Raw genomic sequence first — 17,465 nt, 5'->3', positions numbered from 1 at the left:
GCTCGATTTTGATGATGAAGCCCCAAGGTATCTTAGCCTGTTAAGCTGTAACTAAAAGTTGACCATTTGGTCATATTCCGTTTTGCATTTTTCCGCCCTTCATTTCAATTAGGCTGGTTTTACCTTATAGTCGCGCTTTTTACAGATAATACCAGTGCAACTGCGGTAACACGCCGCGATGACGCACATTTTAAATCTCGCTGAGTGGGTAATTATCTATGCGGGCTGGTATAAGAGGTGCTCAATACCTCAGTGCGCAGCAACAGCGCAAATGTAGCCAATTGGATCTAATAACCATGCAACACACTTCCACAATAGATAAAACCCAGTCTAAAGGCATTAAAATGCTTTTAGTTGCCGTGCTGTGCTTGGGGTTTAACTGGCCCGGAATGAAAGTAGGGCTTGAGATAGTTTCCCCGCTGTGGATGGTGAGTTTACGCTTTTTACTCAGCTTACCAGTATTAGCGCTTTTTGTGGTGTTAACCAAGAAGCGGTTACCTATGCTCAATCGAAAAGACAGGTCCGTCATTCTTGTTGTCGCTTTTTTTCAATTTATTTTATCTATGGGCCTAATTACGGTCTGCCTCCAGTTTATTCCTGCAGGAACGGCGAGTATTCTCATTTACACCACGCCGCTTTGGATGTTGCTAATTGACACCTTATGGTACAAACAGCGTGCACCATCAAAGCGACTCATACTTACCGGTATATCCACCATTGGCTGCGCAATGATTTTGTTTGCATCTGGTGAGCCGGGCGCACGCCTGCCGTTGTTGGGAATGTTAGTCGCCTCTGCGCTTTGGGCTGTAGCAATCCGCAGAGTGTCATTTCACAAGTGGCAAGGTAGCGTAATCGAGGCAGTATTTTGGCAGTTCGCCATCGCAGGAATTGCTATGGTGGGATTAGCCTTGGCTTTTGAACCTATCCCAGACTTTGCACTTTACACATGGGCAGACTGGCTTCTATTAACCTACATTGGTCCTGTGGCGACAGGATTGGGGTTTGGGTTAATGGTGGCTGCTGGGCCTAAGCTTCCTCCTGAAAAAATTGTGCTTATTTCTACGCTGACTCCAATAGTGGGCTATGTAAGTTCAGTGATTATTTTACAGGAAACCTTATTGCCAATGGTGGTCGCTGGCGCAGTGTTGATGATTGCTGCACTGATAGTGAACGGGTTGTCACCGCACACGTTGAAAAAAGTGTTCCGGCTGCCCTAGGCGCTGTTTACTTCTTAAATAGAGTGTGTCTTTGCATGCTCAGATATAAATGAAGATGGGCTGCTTTACTCCCCTTTTTTGGCACGAACTATACAATTTCGACCTTTGTTTTTCGCAATGTAAAGGGCTTTATCTGCCCGTCTAAATGCGTCGACCACATCAGTTTGGCCTGTACACATGGTAAAGCCAATACTGGCACCCACTGTTCTATCCCCTAATTCTGAAAGAGAAAGCCCGTTGATGTCATCGTGTACGTTATTGAGCATATTATAAAATGTATTGTCATCCATATCTCGCGCAATAATGGCAAACTCTTCTCCTCCAAAACGGCCCGCTAACAGGTTATCGCCATTAAGCGCGTCTAATGTGTTTGCAACCTTTTTCAATACAATATCGCCCACGTTATGACCAAAGGTGTCGTTAATGGTTTTAAAATGATCAAGGTCGATAAGCGCTACCGCAATATTCCGGTCGCCTCCTACTAGGTCTTCAAAACTTGCGTCCACAAATAAGTCGACACTTCTTCTGTTTGGTAGGTTGGTAAGCGCATCTTTAGATGCTAATTCAGCAAGCATTCTGTTTGACTGCTCGAGTTCTAAGGTTCTCTCTTTTACTAACGACTCTAAGATGGACGTTTGTTCGCTTTTCATTCGTGCCACCTCCTTTTCTGCATCCCTTTCTTTTTGAAGTCGCTTTATCAAGTAATTGGAAGTTATTACTATCATGAACATGCAGGTCAGTAAGATCCCAGCCATGAAGGTGGCAACAGGGTCCCAGGTTGAGAGTGTATTATTGAGCGCGATAAGCACTAAAAACAAAGAGCTTACTGTTATGGGCAACATGGCAAGTGCAAACCGTTTTGCTATGTCTGACCCTCGCTTATGCTCCACTATAATTACCACAACAGAAATTATTAGGTAGGGAAAGAACAGTAAAACGGGAAGCCGTAACGCTAAATCTAATCCCAAGGTTTGCCATACAGCGATACCAATAAGCGGCAGTAAATAGCAAAACCACTTGATAAATTTTTCACCGTAAATCTGTCTGCCTGGTCTTTTCAATACCGTTACTATCACCCCGAAGGCAGAAAGTAGCAGTGCGTAAATACTGACAGCGTAGCTGATATCATTAAGTTCAGGGGTTTGAGGCCATAGTATTTCAAACGCGTAACCGAACACTCTGAAAAACCAAAAGGTGGTTGCAAAGATAAAAAGCGCGAAGCTTAAAAACGCAATTTTGCGCGTGGCAAAAAAGACCAAAAATGATAAGGCAGTCAATATGGCCATGGCACCAAAAAAGGCCATGTCTCGCTGTAGGGTATCGACATAGTCATTAATCACTTTCTCTGGTGTGGCAAGAGAGAAGTTGTAGCGAAGAATTTCACCCCGCATATGGCCGGTAAACGTCACGCTGCCATTAGCGGGTAATATTGATGGAAAGTGGTAATTCGGTAGGTTAATCTCTCTTGTAGAAAAGGGGAGTGCATCACCTGTGTTCCATACCCGTCTACCGTCTGATACCTGTAGGTGTTTAATAGCAGGAAACGTAATATTGAACCATACCGGTGTAGGTCTATTACTCTTACTTTTTACTTCTATTTTAAAGTGCAGATATTGACTGGGCTTCCTGTCTAAACCACTTGGGTCATCAACCCAATTTTCACGACCGGTTAATACAGAGGTGTTAGATATGGCGAACTGTGCATGCTCAGTGAGTGCTAACTCTTCATTCGTATCAATGAAAATTACATTACTGTTTACTGAAAAAACAAACACGCTGTAGAGCATGAATGTAAGAAACAGTTTCAACCTCACCATCGAAAACATCCTTTTAATATAATTTTCTACTATGTCTTTTTAGCACAAGAATGGATCCTAATCTTAACACTTTCAAATTAATACATGGCGTTGCATGTAAATTGACCATGCCAATGCGTTAATGTTTTACCCTAATTTCCCATATTCTTTCATAGGAATAAACGGTTTTAGTGTCAATAAGGTTAGGTGGCGGCGAGTAGAAGCAAGAGACAAGATTTCAACCCTGCCCCAAAAAAATCAGACAATATCAGAAAACTGCAGGCTGACGTCCAAGATAGTAAAGGCAAAAATAATAAAGGCAAAAAAAAGCCCGAGAATATCTCGGGCTTTGACTACATGTTTATGTTTTAAACTTATATTCTAAACGTGTTTTAGAACTTACCTCTAAGACCAGCAAAGAAGTTTGTGCTTGTATCATACACTGTAGGGTAAGTATTACCGTTACCTAGCGCTGGGCCAGCACCTGAGTAAACAGGAGGCTGTTCGCCAAGTAAGTTAAGTGCACCAAGCGTAAACTCGAAGTTATCTGACATGTAATACGTTGCCGAGATATCTAAGTAGTTAATAGCATTGAAACCGGTTTCTAGATTATCGTTTTCATCATCGTTATCGGTTGCACCAAAGTGTCTCCACGTTGCTGTAATATCGATGTCTAGCTCGGTGTTCCACGTTGCCATAAATCTATGACGGTATTCTGGGTTTGGCGCACCACACGCGTTACCAAAGAAGCCCGCACATTCAACTGCATCACCACCAGGGAATGGCACTGTATCTAGCGCATCAAGCAATGTTGCTGCGTAATCTAGCTTGATGTTGCCAAGCTCAGTATCAAAGTTATAGCCAACTTGTAAATCCACACCCGATGTTTCAAGGGTTGCAATATTCAAGTTTGTTTGCTGGAAACCAACACCAAACGTACCTGCTGCAAGTGAACCTGCAGATGAACGTGTGATTAGACCACAGAATGTTGGATCACCTGTTTCTAGACAGTTGTCAAAGATAGTCTGTGCTGGAATACCGGCAGAGATAGCGTCATCTACTTTAATATCGAAGTAATCGATACTGATTGAAAGGCCCTCAATGCTTTCAGGTGTAATTACAGCACCAAAGGTTACTGTGTCAGCAGTTTCTGGCGATAGGTTAGGGTTACCACCTGTTAGAGACTGTGTTTGACCTGAAATTACGTCAAGGATGCCGCCATACTGAGCCGCAGTTACACCCGTGCGCGCACAAGTTTCTAGTGACGCAAGAGGGTTACTACCCGCACACGGATCGTATAGCTGCTCACCACTTGCATCAGTACCTTTAGGACTTAAGTTTGGAAGACCGGTGTTTTGACCTGTGAATAAATCAATGACGTTAGGAGCACGCACCGCTCGTTGGAACTGTGCACGTAGTTTAACGTCTTCAACCGGTGTCCACGATAACTGATAGCCGTATGCATTGGTATCAAAGCTGTTGCTTGTACCATTGCCGTTTGCATCGTAATCAGAGAAGCGGTATTGCGCGCTCAGCACTAACTGCTCAGCAAAAGGTGCGTCTGAAAGTAAAGGAACTTGTGTTTCTAAGAAGAATTCGCGAACTTCAATAGAACCCTCAACGGCAAGAGTCGCACCGCCCACACCGGTAAAACCACCGCCTTGAACTTGGCTGATTTCATCAGGTGAAGAGGCTAGCGTATCTTTACGATACTCAACACCCATCAATAGGCCAATGCCATCGTCAGCAGTAGGTAACTGAATACCGTAATCGCCTAGGTTAGCTTGAATGTCTGCGCCAAACACTTTCTGTGAGGTTTCGCCGTTAACGATACCAATACCTTGAATGAAATCGAGCTGGTCTTGCGTAACTTGGCTCTCACCGCCTGGGCGTTGGAAAATGTTGTAAGGTACACAACCGCCAGATTGGTCAGTACACACGACATTGCCGTCGGCATCTGTAGTGGCAAGTAACGCTTGTTGTAGGTTAGCTACAACAAAATCGTTTGTAGAAGCGCTTTGATCGCGAGTTTCAGAGATTTGACCAAATACGTTCCAGGCCCATGTATCGTCGATAAAGCCTTTTAAGCCACCCACAAAGCGCCATGTGCTGTTTTCAAGACGAGAGTCACGAGCTCCACCTTCCACGTTACGGTGAGAAGCGGTCACGCCGCTAACAATGGCATTGTTGGCGATATCATCAGCAGAACAGCCAAAGATATCTGTAAACGCAATACCGCTGTTGCCTTGAATTAGTGGGTTACCACAGTTTATGTCATAAGCACCAATACCAAATGATGCACTCGGAGCAATTTGTGCGTTACTGGTGTTGTTAATAAATGAGAAGTCTGCATAAGCTTCTAGGTTTTCAGTTAAATCGTAATCGCCTTTCGCGTAAAAGTGATAACGCTCTGAAGGCCGTTGGAAGAAGTTTTGCGCACCAAAGTTAAAGGTTTGCGCAGGTCCGCCAGCGTAAGGAATGATGTTGCCATTTTCTTCTTGGAATGCAAAACCACCCGGGCCGCCAAATAAACGGAAGTTAGCAGAACCAACACAGCCTAGACCTTCAAAGCTAGATGCGCCGCTGCTTTGGCCAAGAGTACACGCAGAGAATACGCGGTCTGCTTGAACAATTTCATTTCTGTCTTCATAAGAAGCATAAATGGTTACGTTACCTTTGCCATCGCCTGTTGAGGCGCCGAACATGGTATAGATAAGAGTTTCGTCGCCATCCATGGTTGAACCAGGAATAGGCTGGTTAGCTGCGTTTAAAACGCCTTCGTAAAGACCATTGTCGTTATCGGCGTAGTTTGAACTAAACTGACCGCCGAACTCTACGCCTTCAAAATCGTCACGAAGAATAAAGTTAGCAACACCACCAACAGCGTCTGAGCCGTATACCGCCGATGCACCACCGGTTAGGATGTCTACACGCTCAAGCATTTGGGTAGGCACTAAATCGACGTTAGCTGCCGCTGTGCTTGATGAACCGTAAGGCAGACGTTTACCGTCGATAAGCACCAAAGTTCTGTTAGCACCAAGACCACGTAGGTTTAGCGTTGCCGTACCTGTTGCGCCGTTTGATACTTCAGAGGCCTGACCTGCGAACACCTGAGGTAGCACGTTTACGAAGTCTTCTACACGTAAGTTACCACGAGCAGCAGCTTCAGCACCTGATACACTTAGTACTGGTGTAGCAGCTGCAATATTTGGGTTTGAAAGTAGACGAGAACCTGTAACTTCAATTTTTTCGACTTTTTCGTCTTCGCTGTCTGCATCTTCTTGTGCATACACATTGCCGGATAATGCTATGGAAGCCGCAGCTCCGAAAGCGCAAGCTAGTCTGACTGACTTAGCCAGCTTGTGGTTTGTAAACATTGTAGTCTCCCTAGACTGTGTGTTGTCTTAGAACTTTTGATTTTTTTTATGTGTGCGTTTTTTTTGCGCACATCTAATGTATACACAAAGCTGTCATATAATCAACTGAGCTATGTAATATTTACAAAATATATGTTTAAAATTGAACTCTTTATGATTCAGGTTAATAAATCCTTTTGCTGCTAAGCGTGTAAATATTTCTTGGAATAAGGCTCTACTGTTACCGACGGTAAGATGCTAAAATCACCAACAATTAATACACCACCCGAATTTTGTTTTTTCATTACATTCGCTAAATGGAAATTCAATGCATTGTGGTTCAAATGTCGGAGTCGAGTTGGCTAATCAGCACGACATCCAAAAGCACAGAAAAAGATTATTATTAATGTCAGATCTAAAGCTTCTTGAAGAAATAGGAAAGCGACGCACGTTTGCGATCATTTCACACCCTGATGCGGGTAAAACCACCATTACTGAAAAAGTGTTGTTGTTCGGTCGTGCTCTTCAAACCGCAGGTACGGTTAAAGGGAAAAAGTCGGGCCAGCATGCCAAATCAGATTGGATGGAAATGGAAAAAGAACGTGGTATTTCCGTGACGACCTCGGTTATGCAATTTCCTTACAACGACCATTTAGTGAATCTACTCGATACCCCAGGGCACGAAGATTTCTCTGAAGATACCTATCGTACACTTACCGCTGTTGACTCCTGCTTAATGGTTATTGACGCCGCAAAAGGGGTAGAAGATAGAACCCGTAAGTTGATGGAAGTTACTCGTCTGCGCGACACGCCAATCGTTACCTTTATGAACAAGCTCGACCGTGACATTCGCGATCCGTTAGAACTTCTTGATGAAGTTGAAACCGAGCTAGATATTCTGTGCGCTCCTATTACATGGCCTATTGGCAGCGGAAAGCGATTTAAAGGTACTTATCACCTGTATCGCGACGAAACCGTGTTGTACCAAAGTGGTCAAGGTCACACCATTCAAGAAGTACGCACTATCAAAGGGCTGAATAACCCTGAGCTTGATGAGGCAGTAAGCAGCGAGTTAGCAGATATACTGCGTGATGAACTCGAATTAGTACGCGGTGCGTCAAATGACTTCGACAAAGAGCTGTTTTTAGAGGGGCAATTAACCCCAGTATTCTTTGGAACCGCGTTAGGTAACTTTGGCGTTGACCACATGCTCGATGGCTTAGTCGAGTGGGCTCCAGAGCCTTTAGGTCGTGATACTGAAGCAGGCAAAGTTGACAGCAAAGACGCCAAGTTCAGTGGGTTTGTATTTAAAATACAAGCTAACATGGACCCGAAACACCGAGACCGAATTGCGTTTTGCCGAATTGTGTCGGGTAAATACGAAAAAGGCATGAAAATGCGCAATAGCCGTTTAGGTAAAGACGTTCGTATTTCTGATGCGCTTACGTTTTTAGCCGGCGACCGCTCTTTACTTGAAGAGGCTTATGCCGGCGATATTATCGGTTTACACAACCACGGTACTATTCGCATAGGTGATACTTTCACCTCTGGCGATAACTATCGATTCAGCGGTATTCCTAATTTCGCTCCTGAACTATTTAAACGCATTCGTCTAAAAGATCCCCTTAAACAAAAGCAATTGTTAAAAGGCCTTATACAGCTTTCAGAAGAAGGCGCAGTTCAGGTGTTTCGTCCGCTTGCGAATAACGATCTTATTGTTGGCGCCGTTGGTGTGCTTCAGTTTGATGTGGTGGTTGCGCGTCTTAAGGCTGAGTACAACGTAGAAGCCTTGTATGAGCATATCAATGTAAGCACAGCGCGCTGGGTTTATTCTGATAGCGAGAAAAAGTTAGACGAGTTTCGTCGAAAGGGTGAGCAAAACCTTGCGCTAGATGGCGGAGACAACCTCACTTACATTGCACCGACTATGGTGAACCTTCAGTTAGCGCAAGAGCGCTACCCAGACATTCAGTTTACGAACACGCGCGAAAATTAAGAACACACTATGAATATACATGCTCTATTAGTTAACCGATTCAGCGAAGCACTTCAAAAAATGGGCGTTGAAAACGCGCCTATTCCCGTTTCTCGCAGTGCTCGTCCAGAATTTGGTGAGTATCAGTTTAATGGCGCTATGGCGCTGGCTAAGCAATTGCGTCAAAAGCCTCGCGACATTGCAGAGAAAATCGTCGAAATAGTAGAACTTGACGACGTATCTTCAAAACTAGAAGTAGCCGGCCCAGGCTTCATCAATATTCACTTGAGTGACGAATGGCTTGCAAGCCAATGCGAAACTTCACTTGCTGACCCTCGCTTGGGCATCGCTAAGTCGGATGAACAAAATATTGTTGTTGATTATTCTTCACCAAACTTAGCTAAAGAAATGCATGTGGGGCACTTGCGAACCACTATTATTGGTGACGCGGTAGTGAAGGTGCTTGAGTTTTTAGGGCATAAAGTTATTCGCCAAAACCACATGGGTGACTGGGGTACGCAGTTTGGCATGCTGTTGGCACACCTGTCTGACAAGCTTCAAGAAGAAGTGGCTGAAACCGCGCTGTCTGACCTAGAAGACTTTTATCGCGAAGCCAAAGTTCGTTTTGATGACGAAGAGGGGTTTGCTGACCGCGCTAGAGAGTACGTAGTGAAACTTCAAGGTGGCGACGAGAAATGTTTAGCACTTTGGGAAAAGTTTATCGATGTATCGATTACTCATTCAGAAGAAGTGTACAAAAAGCTTAATGTCAGTCTAACTCGCAGCGATATTATGGGTGAGTCGGCGTACAACAGCGATCTGGCTAATGTCATTGCCGATCTTAAAGCAAAAGGAATTGCTGTTGAAGACCAAGGTGCGCACGTGGTGTTTATTCCTGAACTTGCCGACAAAGAGGGTAATCCTGCTGTTTATATCGTTCAAAAGTCTGGCGGCGGATACCTTTATGCCACTACCGACCTTGCAGCAATGCGCTATCGCAGCGGTAAGTTAAATGCCGATCGTACGCTGATACTTACCGATGCCCGTCAGGCGTTGCACTTTAAGCAAACTGAAATTGTAGGCCGCAAAGCGGGCTTTATGCTTGAAACACAAACCTATGAGCACTGTCCGTTTGGCATGATGTTAGGTAGCGATGGCAAGCCTTTTAAAACGCGTACGGGTGGAACGGTTAAGTTGGTAGAGTTGCTAGACGAAGCTATTGAGCGTGCTGGCAAACTGATTGCTGAACGTGACAACGATTTAAGCGAAGACGAACTGAATGAAGTCGCCTACAAGGTAGGTATTGGTGCGGTGAAATATGCCGACCTATCTAAGAACCGTACCACTGACTATATGTTTAACTGGGACTCGATGTTGAGTTTTGAAGGCAATACAGCGCCTTACCTACAGTATGCTTATACTCGAGTGAAAAGTTTATTTAGAAAGGCTGGGGTAGACATGGCGTCTTTGCCGGTTGATATTTCATTGGTGGAAAAACAAGAGCATGCGCTAGCGGTACTTCTTTTACAATTTGAAGAAGTTATCAGCATGGTGTCTCGTGAGGCAACGCCGCATATTCTTTGTACTTATCTGTACGATGTGGCATCGGCCTTTATGACGTTCTACGAAGCGTGCCCAATGCTTAAAGACGGCATAGAGCCAACAGTTCGCGACAGCCGGTTGGCATTGTCAGCTTTAGTTGCCAATACGTTGGAAAAAGGTTTGACCCTTCTCGGTATCGAAACACTAGAAAAAATGTAATCTACGTCATACATTGCACAGTATAAAGTAGTTATATGAGTAAGAGGCTGGCAGTAATGTCAGCCTTTTTTCATTTCTGCAAGCTAGGTCAACAAGGCTTTGTCTTTATGGATTGAAGCTTATATTAAAGCGCGTAAACCGGTCAGCTTGTTTACATACAAGCTGATACTAAAAACAGCGTGGCCATTACAAAAAAATAACGACAAGACATTAACGACAAAACAACAATAGGAAAACCAATGACAAAAATACTCGCATTCGCTGGCAGTACTCGAGACGGTTCGTTTAATAATGCTATCGTAAAAGTCGCCGCTGAAGGGGCAAAAGAAGCAGGGGCCGATGTAACCGTTATCAACCTAGCTGATTATCAAATGCCAATATTCAATGAAGACGAAGAGGCTGAGTTTGGTATTCCAGAAAAAGCATTGGCGTTTAAAGCGCTATTAATGGAGCACGATGGTTTTCTCATTGCGTCGCCTGAATATAATTCCAGCTATCCTGCTTTGCTGAAAAACGCTATCGACTGGGCTTCTAGAATGAGTGAAGGTGAAAAGCCGCTTCAAGCATTCAAAGGAAAGGTTGCTGGTATCATGGCTGCATCTGCTGGTGGGTTAGGTGGCTTAAGAGTGCTGGTAGTGCTTAGAATGCTGTTAGAAAACATCGGCGTTATTGTTAGCCCAAATCAAAAGGCCATTGCGAAAGTAAACACCTTGCTTGATGATTCAGGCAGCGTAAGCGATGAAAAGACAATAAAGCAGCTTAAAAACTTAGGCAAAGAGACCGCAGAGCTTGCGCGTAAATTAGCCGATTAATATTGATTGTGGGTAAAGCAGTTGACCTAACATAAATAGCCAACGCTTTATTTACTTGCAGAATTAGTGAAAAGCAAAACGCAGCTCTATAGCTGCGTTTTTAGTTTATAGGCTATTTATTAACGCTGAAATTTCAGTGGTGAAGGGGCTAATATTGCTGCTGCTAACGTCTCATCAAAGTTACATCAAAGCTATAGAAACGCCACAGAAACGCTAGCGACGTTGTATGGATAAAATAAGGCTCACTAATACAGCTGCAAACATACCGGATAGCAAGCCGATAGGTATCCAAAGGACTGAATGAATGAACATTAAGTGCGTACCTTCTCGCTCGTATAACTTTTTGCTGTAATTATACAAATTTATCGAAACACTGATGTTTATCAACAGTACAAGGATGGCAACTCCAATAAGAAAAAATGCGGAGAAGCTTCCAGGGTGATAAGTTTCGGTCATAAGGCATTCCAGAATTTAGATAAAAGATATACGGCTAAAGGTTATAGTAAGAATAAATGGACTACCTGCCTGAATGTAAAAACGATTTTAGCTTTTGAGCCCAAGCGACAAAGCCCCTTGGTATTTAAACCAAAGAATTCACTAAAAGATGGCATATGCCCATGTTGATCGTCAACCGCGTTCCAATTTACGACAATAACAAAAAGCCTCTACTTTATCCCTCTCGACGTTTCCAGATAGCTTGCGAAACTGCCAAGCCAGTGGCTTCCCATATAGTGCATATCTTCAAGGACTGCGTTTAGTCCTGCATCGCGATGTGCTTTCATCACATTTTGCAAAGCGCTTACTCGCGGATCATTGGGGTCTAGCGCGTTTATCATACCCTCAATCATCCACGCTCTGCTGATATTTAAACCGTCTAAATGTGCTAATTTTCCATCAGATTTATCGGTTACCGTAGCGGGCTGCAACCAATTGTTGCTTGTGCTGGTAAGCGTAGGGAAGAAGTCATTGAGCCATTCGCCGTATTCTTTTTTAGATAAAACTCGGCGCATTAAATCCGCCTCTGCCAAGCAGGGTGAAAGAAAGTCTTGCCCTGATGGCTCATAGCTTATTGGGCAGGTGGTGTCATCTTCGTAGTAATCTTTTATTCTGGATGTAAGCAGAGCTTCAAAAGACTCATTGTTTGCAATACGACTCCAATCTAACATTAAGCCAAATGCAAAGGCAGTTTGACTGTGTTCACCTGTGCGTATGGGGTAGGCGAGCTTGGGTAACCAACTTTCTATTCGCTTGACAATAATAGCTTCTAGCGGCTTTAGTCGCGATAGCCAAACGGCAGCTTCAGGCAACGACGATTGGCGCAGCTCAGCGGTTAGCTGTAAGAACCATGCAAGGCCGTAGGGGCGTTCGAATGCGTTATTATTTGGCCGTTGTATTGTTGCTACTTCGCCCTCGATATTTTGCTGGCTAAAACTTTTATTCAAACTGGCAATAATCGTGTCTGTGGCAATGTTATCGCTACTGGTATTGAGCATGCGAACCAATAACCAATGGCCGTGTACGGAAGAGTGCCAATCGAGACAGCCATAAAATGCAGGGTAAAGGGCTTTCGGCGTCTTTGCATCGGCATTGCTGCTCATAGTGTGTTTAATAATATTGGGGTATTCTTGGTGAATACATTGAAGGGCGAGGTCTGAAAATACCTTCTCGTAGCCGCTATCTTGTTTGATATCACTGTTACTTGAGTCATATGCTGCACTGGTACTAGTTTTTGCGTTGTTACTGAAGTGTGCAACAGCCGTTGCATCGCTAGTCTTCAAACTGGTAGCAAGGCCTTTAGCGTTCACATCAGCGCTAGCGTTCAAAGAAGCGCTAGTGTTAAAAGAAGCACTCGCGCTGACTATAGCACTGGCGAAAAATAAAATAGCAGTTAGAGAGCAGAGAATGGCGTTCTTGACCTTTCGCATACAGATTCCTTTTTAGTAAACGTGAAATTACCTTCTTAGAGATTAACCCACTTCTAGGGCGTTTAATATCTCTTCATAGTCACATGTATTGCCTATTTCTCTGTCAATCCACTCGCGATTATAATAGGTATCTAGATAGCGCTCTCCGCTGTCACACATAAGCGTAACAATAGAGCCTTGCTCACCTTTTTCTAACATAGATTGAGCAACTGCCAGCGCACCCCACAAATTGGTCCCCGTGGACGGGCCCGCTTTTATACCCATTGTGTTATTTAACCAATGCATGGTGGCCACGCTTGCTGCATCAGGAACTTGAATCATATCGTCGATAACATCACCCTGAAATGAAGCCTCAACTTTGGGTCTGCCTATACCTTCTATCCTACTGCCTCTATTGGCCGTTAATGAGGAGTCTCGTTGTTTATAGCTTTTATAAAACACGGAGAACTCAGGGTCTACCACCACCAATTTGGATGTCATACCTTTAAAGCGAATGTAACGCCCTATGGTGGCAGAAGTGCCGCCCGTGCCCGCACTCATCACTATGGTATGGGGCAGAGGGTGAGGTTCGGCCTCCATTTGGTGAAAAATACTCTCAGCAATGTTGTTATTTCCTCGCCAATCTGTGGCGCGCTCTGCAAACATGAACTGATCCATAAAGTAACCGTTACTCTGCGTAGCAACACGAATTGCCTCATCGTGCATTTGTGTTGGGCAGTCGACAAAATGACAGCGACCTCCAAATTGCTCAATAAGCGCAATTTTTTTAAGGGCGGTAGAGCGCGGCATGATTGCGATAAATGGAACGCCAATCATACGAGCAAAGTAGGCTTCAGATACCGCGGTGCTTCCAGAAGATGCTTCCACAACGGTAGTGTGTTGATTTATTTTGCCGTTACACAAGGCATATAAAAATAGCGAGCGGGCGAGGCGATGCTTTAAACTGCCGGTAGGATGGGTACTTTCATCTTTTAAGTAGATATCGATACCGTTAAGTTTGAGTGCATCGAGTTTGATAAGGTGCGTATCCGCTGAGCGCTGATAGTCCGCATTTATCTTTTTTATCGCTTGGGAAACCCAATCTGTCATTTTACCCCCTTGGAGCATGCCGAAGTAGAAATTATAAAAGTAGAATAGCAATGGTTTTTCAGTTTATTTATGCAATGTTTTCTAGATTTACAAGATAAAATGCGACAATATTTCTTTAAGCTGTCACCTTTGGGTATATTATGCTAGTCAACTTGTTAGTGAAGAGTATGGAAATGCTTTGTGAATACAGAGGTAGGTCGAGATATAAACTTGGTATTTCTTAGTTACGGCGTCGCCAAAATTGTCCGTTGGCTCAAACACTAAAAGCCGCTAACTGCTAAGCACTGCCCAATCGTTTGAGCACATAGATGATACAAGAAAAATAAAAGTACACGATTGTGGTTGCACAGGATGTATTTTAGCTTTTACTGTAAGTGCGGGGTTAGCAAATACAATAGTGCTAATGATGATAGTGGGCTGCTTAATTATGAGAATAGGCTCTTTATTATGCAAATCAACATGGGTGAAATTAGGTTGCTGTTTAGAAGCATTGCTTATTCCAATATTTATTTTCAAGTAGCCTGTCTTTTATCTGTACTGCTATTAACGCTCACCGCTTGTGGGGCCAAACCACCCCCTGAAATACTCGCAAAAGACATTGCAAAACTAGAGCATGTTGTTGATTACACCTTACCACTTGTTCAAAGAGCCTATGCGATTCCGCATGAAACTGTGTGTGAAAGGGAAGGTGGAACGTGGAAAAAGCTGGGTATGCAGCAGCACGAATCTTGTGTTTTGCCTGCAAGCGATGCAGGGAAAGCGTGCAAGGACAGTGCTGAATGTGAGGTAGCTTGCGTGGCTCAAAATAGCGATGCTGAACTAGGAGCCCGCGCCGAGGGTGTATGTCTACACTCAACGGATCTATTCGGGTGTCATATTTATTTATCTGACGGCATCACTGAATCGGCGTTCTGCGAAGATTGAGAGAACGTGGTCTCATCTAACGGTGTAACATCTTTTCGACGTGGGAAGCTATCCCTCTTCCATGCCACTAACGAGTCGTTAGTCACTCTGAGTTTTCAATACTCCAAATTGTTTACTTTGTACTACACTTGGTAACTGTGTGCATCTTAAGCGAAATTTTTTACAATGAAGATATGGCGAAAGTACTCTTTACTACTTAGTTGTTTACTCCCTATTTCTCTCTCTCTTGCCAATGCTCAAACAGTAGTCGTTCCAAAGGTGCAAGGCGAAAAGGAGCAAATTCTTTACGATATTTTGGCGCTTTCGCTAAGTAAAAGTGCGCCATCAATAACCCTATCCACTCTACCGGAAGTGCTTAATGAAGCACAGTTGGTCAGTGAAGTTGAATCAGAACATGTTGATGTCATGTGGTCCGGAGGAGATAAAGAAAAAGACGAACGTCTTAAAGCAGTGCGTATTCCGGTGTTAAAAGGACTGTTAGGACATCGTATTTTCTTAATTCGAGAGCGAGACAAAGCCCGTTTTGCCACCATTAGAACGTTTGAAGACTTACTGCAATTTGAAGCGGGTCAGGGAAGGTTCTGGGGAGATACACAAATTTTAAAGAGTGCGGAGATACCAACCGTCACGACAATTAAATATAAAAACTTATTTCCCATGCTAGAAGGCGGTAGGTTTGATTATTTCCCGAGGGCGCTTCACGAACCATTTATTGAAGCTGAAAACCATAAACACCTCGGCCTCGTTGTGGATAGCAACGTTATGCTGGTATACCCCTATGCTATGTACTTTTACGTCAATAAGAATAACGAACGGCTACATAGCCTGTTATACCGCGGGTTTGAAATGGCGATAGAGGATGGTAGTTACGACGAACTCTTTTTCAGCAATTCCATGATTCAGGACGTGCTTACCAAAGCAAATATAGCCCAACGAACAGTCTTTCGAGTGGGCAACCCTCATTTACATCCTGATACTCCCCTCGACAGAGCTGAGTTTTGGTTGGATATAAATAATTTACAGTAAACGGGACTTTGAATTATTCAAAATGAGAGTTTAGTTTAAGGCGAAATTACGGATGAAAATATGCAATCGATAAAACAAAAATCAATGGTAACCCTATCCCTCGTTTCATGTGTTGTGATGCTGTTAGTGTTTGGGATTGGTTACTTTACAACTAGCCAGTATTTTGATGAGCAATTAGAAAAGGAAATACGCGATACTAACCAAGCGCTGTCTATTGTTATGCAAGAGCCCATATTTGCATACGATAATAAGCTAACCGAAGACATACTGACTTCCTTTGTGGCATATCCTCACATACTAGAAATAGAGGCATTCGATCACAGAGGGAAGGCGATTGCTAGTGCCGTGGATAAAGCCTCAAACGCAATGCCGCACGATATCAGCGATGCAAGGGTAGCAATAACGTGGGAGGGTAAAAAAGAAATTGGTCATCTTCAAGTTTCCTATCTCCTAGATACCAATCAGGCGCTCCTCTCTACAGTTAAGTGGATGTTTTTACTCATAGGCCTGGTTTTGATTGCCGCTCTTGGTGTTACGAATTGGTTTGTATTATCACACTATGTGCTTACGCCACTAGGAAGGGTGTCCGACGCAATGTCTGAGATTGCTCAGGGAGGAGGAGACCTTACTCGGCGTCTTAATATTGAGGCGAATGATGAAGTCGGCCAACTTTCTAACAATTTTGATAAGTTCGTGGCAAATTTACAAATGTTGGTGTCAGGTATCGTTGAAAACGCAGAGCGCCTTTCGGTATGTGCCGAGGAGATAAGAAGGCACTCTGATAACAATGTGACTGAAACTCAGATGCAACTATCCGAAATTGAAGAAGTATCAGCTGCGTTAAGTCAGATGTCTAAAGCGACCGAAGAAGTGTCTCATAATGCTGTTCAAACTTCCGACAAAACAAAAAGTTGTAATCAGTTAGCAAGCTCGGGTAATCAGATAGTTCAGAAAACCGTTGATGATATTCACAGTTTGGGTGAAAGTATTGGTGATACCTCTACTAAAATTTCGGAATTAAAAGAAAAAAGTGAGCTGATTAATACAGTGCTCACGGTGATAAAGGGGATCGCAGAGCAAACGAACTTATTGGCTCTTAATGCTGCCATCGAGGCTGCAAGGGCTGGAGAGCAGGGTCGTGGGTTTGCCGTAGTCGCCGACGAAGTTCGCGCGCTAGCACAGCGTACTCAAGACTCTACAAAAGAAATTGAAGTGATTATCAACGATTTACAAATCTCATCTGAAGGCGCAAATAAGTTGATGATTACCACCAAGGATAGACTAGTTGACACAATTAACGAGTCATCTCATGCAATAGCAGCCCTTGAGGATATAATAAGAAACGTACAAATTATCAATGATATGAACTCAGGTGTTGCGACGGCCACCGAAGAGCAGAGCGTGGTTACGACTAACGTCAATACCAAAGTATCTTCAATAAATGAATTAACCAATGATGTTGCGAAAAATGCTAAGTCGTCAACGGTATTAGCCGAGCAGTTAAGCTCGCTTAGTCAACACATTAAGCAAGACTTAACCAGTTTTAAAGTGTAAGTTTCTTCTTAATGTATAAAACTGGAACAA

11 protein-coding genes are annotated in these 17,465 nt (G+C 43.6%); 7 read left to right on the top strand and 4 right to left on the bottom strand.

Annotation, left to right across the window (positions count from 1 at the left end; translation table 11 throughout):
• Positions 1–296 precede the first annotated feature (296 nt).
• On the top strand, positions 297–1,217 hold the full coding sequence (locus tag AC27HD_RS04850; RefSeq protein WP_349378842.1) for a DMT family transporter: 921 nt from the start codon (positions 297–299) through the stop codon (positions 1,215–1,217).
• A 65-nt stretch (positions 1,218–1,282) separates the two neighbouring features.
• On the opposite strand, the gene AC27HD_RS04845 is transcribed toward AC27HD_RS04850, so the two are convergent.
• Positions 1,283–3,034 (bottom strand): diguanylate cyclase, encoded by a 1,752-nt coding sequence (locus AC27HD_RS04845; RefSeq protein ID WP_487104188.1) that lies wholly within the window; start codon positions 3,032–3,034, stop codon positions 1,283–1,285.
• A 371-nt stretch (positions 3,035–3,405) separates the two neighbouring features.
• Positions 3,406–6,390: a TonB-dependent receptor plug domain-containing protein gene (locus tag AC27HD_RS04840; protein ID WP_032094474.1), complete on the bottom strand. Its 2,985-nt coding sequence runs from the start codon at positions 6,388–6,390 to the stop codon at positions 3,406–3,408.
• Between the two features lie 385 nt (positions 6,391–6,775).
• On the opposite strand from AC27HD_RS04840, the gene prfC reads away from it, so the two are divergent.
• From prfC to AC27HD_RS04825, 3 genes are all read left to right on the top strand, one after another.
• Positions 6,776–8,365, top strand: a complete 1,590-nt coding sequence (gene prfC / locus AC27HD_RS04835; protein ID WP_032094579.1) for a peptide chain release factor 3 — start codon at positions 6,776–6,778, stop codon at positions 8,363–8,365.
• A 9-nt stretch (positions 8,366–8,374) separates the two neighbouring features.
• Entirely contained in the window at positions 8,375–10,105 is a 1,731-nt protein-coding gene (gene argS, locus AC27HD_RS04830) for an arginine--tRNA ligase (protein WP_487104185.1), read from the top strand.
• A gap of 239 nt (positions 10,106–10,344) precedes the next feature.
• The gene (locus AC27HD_RS04825) at positions 10,345–10,917 is read left to right on the top strand and encodes an NADPH-dependent FMN reductase (protein ID WP_349377921.1); all 573 of its coding nucleotides are present in this window, start codon (positions 10,345–10,347) and stop codon (positions 10,915–10,917) included.
• A 665-nt stretch (positions 10,918–11,582) separates the two neighbouring features.
• Here the strand turns inward: AC27HD_RS04825 and AC27HD_RS04820 are convergent.
• Entirely contained in the window at positions 11,583–12,842 is a 1,260-nt protein-coding gene (locus AC27HD_RS04820; RefSeq protein ID WP_487104184.1) for a DUF2891 domain-containing protein, read from the bottom strand.
• A gap of 42 nt (positions 12,843–12,884) precedes the next feature.
• Complete coding sequence (locus AC27HD_RS04815) at positions 12,885–13,931, bottom strand: PLP-dependent cysteine synthase family protein (protein WP_487104182.1); 1,047 nt, start codon at positions 13,929–13,931, stop codon at positions 12,885–12,887.
• 447 nt (positions 13,932–14,378) lie between these two features.
• On the opposite strand from AC27HD_RS04815, the gene AC27HD_RS04810 reads away from it, so the two are divergent.
• From AC27HD_RS04810 to AC27HD_RS04800, 3 genes are all read left to right on the top strand, one after another.
• Positions 14,379–14,855, top strand: a complete 477-nt coding sequence (locus AC27HD_RS04810; RefSeq protein WP_487104180.1) for a hypothetical protein — start codon at positions 14,379–14,381, stop codon at positions 14,853–14,855.
• Positions 14,856–15,020: 165 nt separating this feature from the next.
• Complete coding sequence (locus tag AC27HD_RS04805; RefSeq protein ID WP_487104178.1) at positions 15,021–15,881, top strand: diguanylate cyclase; 861 nt, start codon at positions 15,021–15,023, stop codon at positions 15,879–15,881.
• A 60-nt stretch (positions 15,882–15,941) separates the two neighbouring features.
• A complete protein-coding gene (locus tag AC27HD_RS04800) occupies positions 15,942–17,435 on the top strand; it encodes a methyl-accepting chemotaxis protein (RefSeq protein ID WP_487104176.1) in 1,494 nt (497 codons plus the stop codon).
• Positions 17,436–17,465 lie beyond the last annotated feature (30 nt).

This window comes from Alteromonas sp. 4NS20-0143 (genome assembly GCF_057542855.1).
The sequence above is the reverse complement of the archived record's forward strand: the minus strand, read 5'-3'. Positions and strand labels throughout refer to the sequence as shown.

Bases quoted from the DNA above. Each gene is read 5' to 3' on its own strand.
- AC27HD_RS04850 (WP_349378842.1), top strand. From the start codon at position 297: ATGCAACACACTTCCACAATAGATAAAACCCAGTCTAAAGGCATTAAA.
- AC27HD_RS04845 (WP_487104188.1), bottom strand. From the start codon at position 3,034: ATGGTGAGGTTGAAACTGTTTCTTACATTCATGCTCTACAGCGTGTTT.
- AC27HD_RS04840 (WP_032094474.1), bottom strand. From the start codon at position 6,390: ATGTTTACAAACCACAAGCTGGCTAAGTCAGTCAGACTAGCTTGCGCT.
- prfC (WP_032094579.1), top strand. From the start codon at position 6,776: ATGTCAGATCTAAAGCTTCTTGAAGAAATAGGAAAGCGACGCACGTTT.
- argS (WP_487104185.1), top strand. From the start codon at position 8,375: ATGAATATACATGCTCTATTAGTTAACCGATTCAGCGAAGCACTTCAA.
- AC27HD_RS04825 (WP_349377921.1), top strand. From the start codon at position 10,345: ATGACAAAAATACTCGCATTCGCTGGCAGTACTCGAGACGGTTCGTTT.
- AC27HD_RS04820 (WP_487104184.1), bottom strand. From the start codon at position 12,842: ATGCGAAAGGTCAAGAACGCCATTCTCTGCTCTCTAACTGCTATTTTA.
- AC27HD_RS04815 (WP_487104182.1), bottom strand. From the start codon at position 13,931: ATGACAGATTGGGTTTCCCAAGCGATAAAAAAGATAAATGCGGACTAT.
- AC27HD_RS04810 (WP_487104180.1), top strand. From the start codon at position 14,379: ATGCAAATCAACATGGGTGAAATTAGGTTGCTGTTTAGAAGCATTGCT.
- AC27HD_RS04805 (WP_487104178.1), top strand. From the start codon at position 15,021: ATGAAGATATGGCGAAAGTACTCTTTACTACTTAGTTGTTTACTCCCT.
- AC27HD_RS04800 (WP_487104176.1), top strand. From the start codon at position 15,942: ATGCAATCGATAAAACAAAAATCAATGGTAACCCTATCCCTCGTTTCA.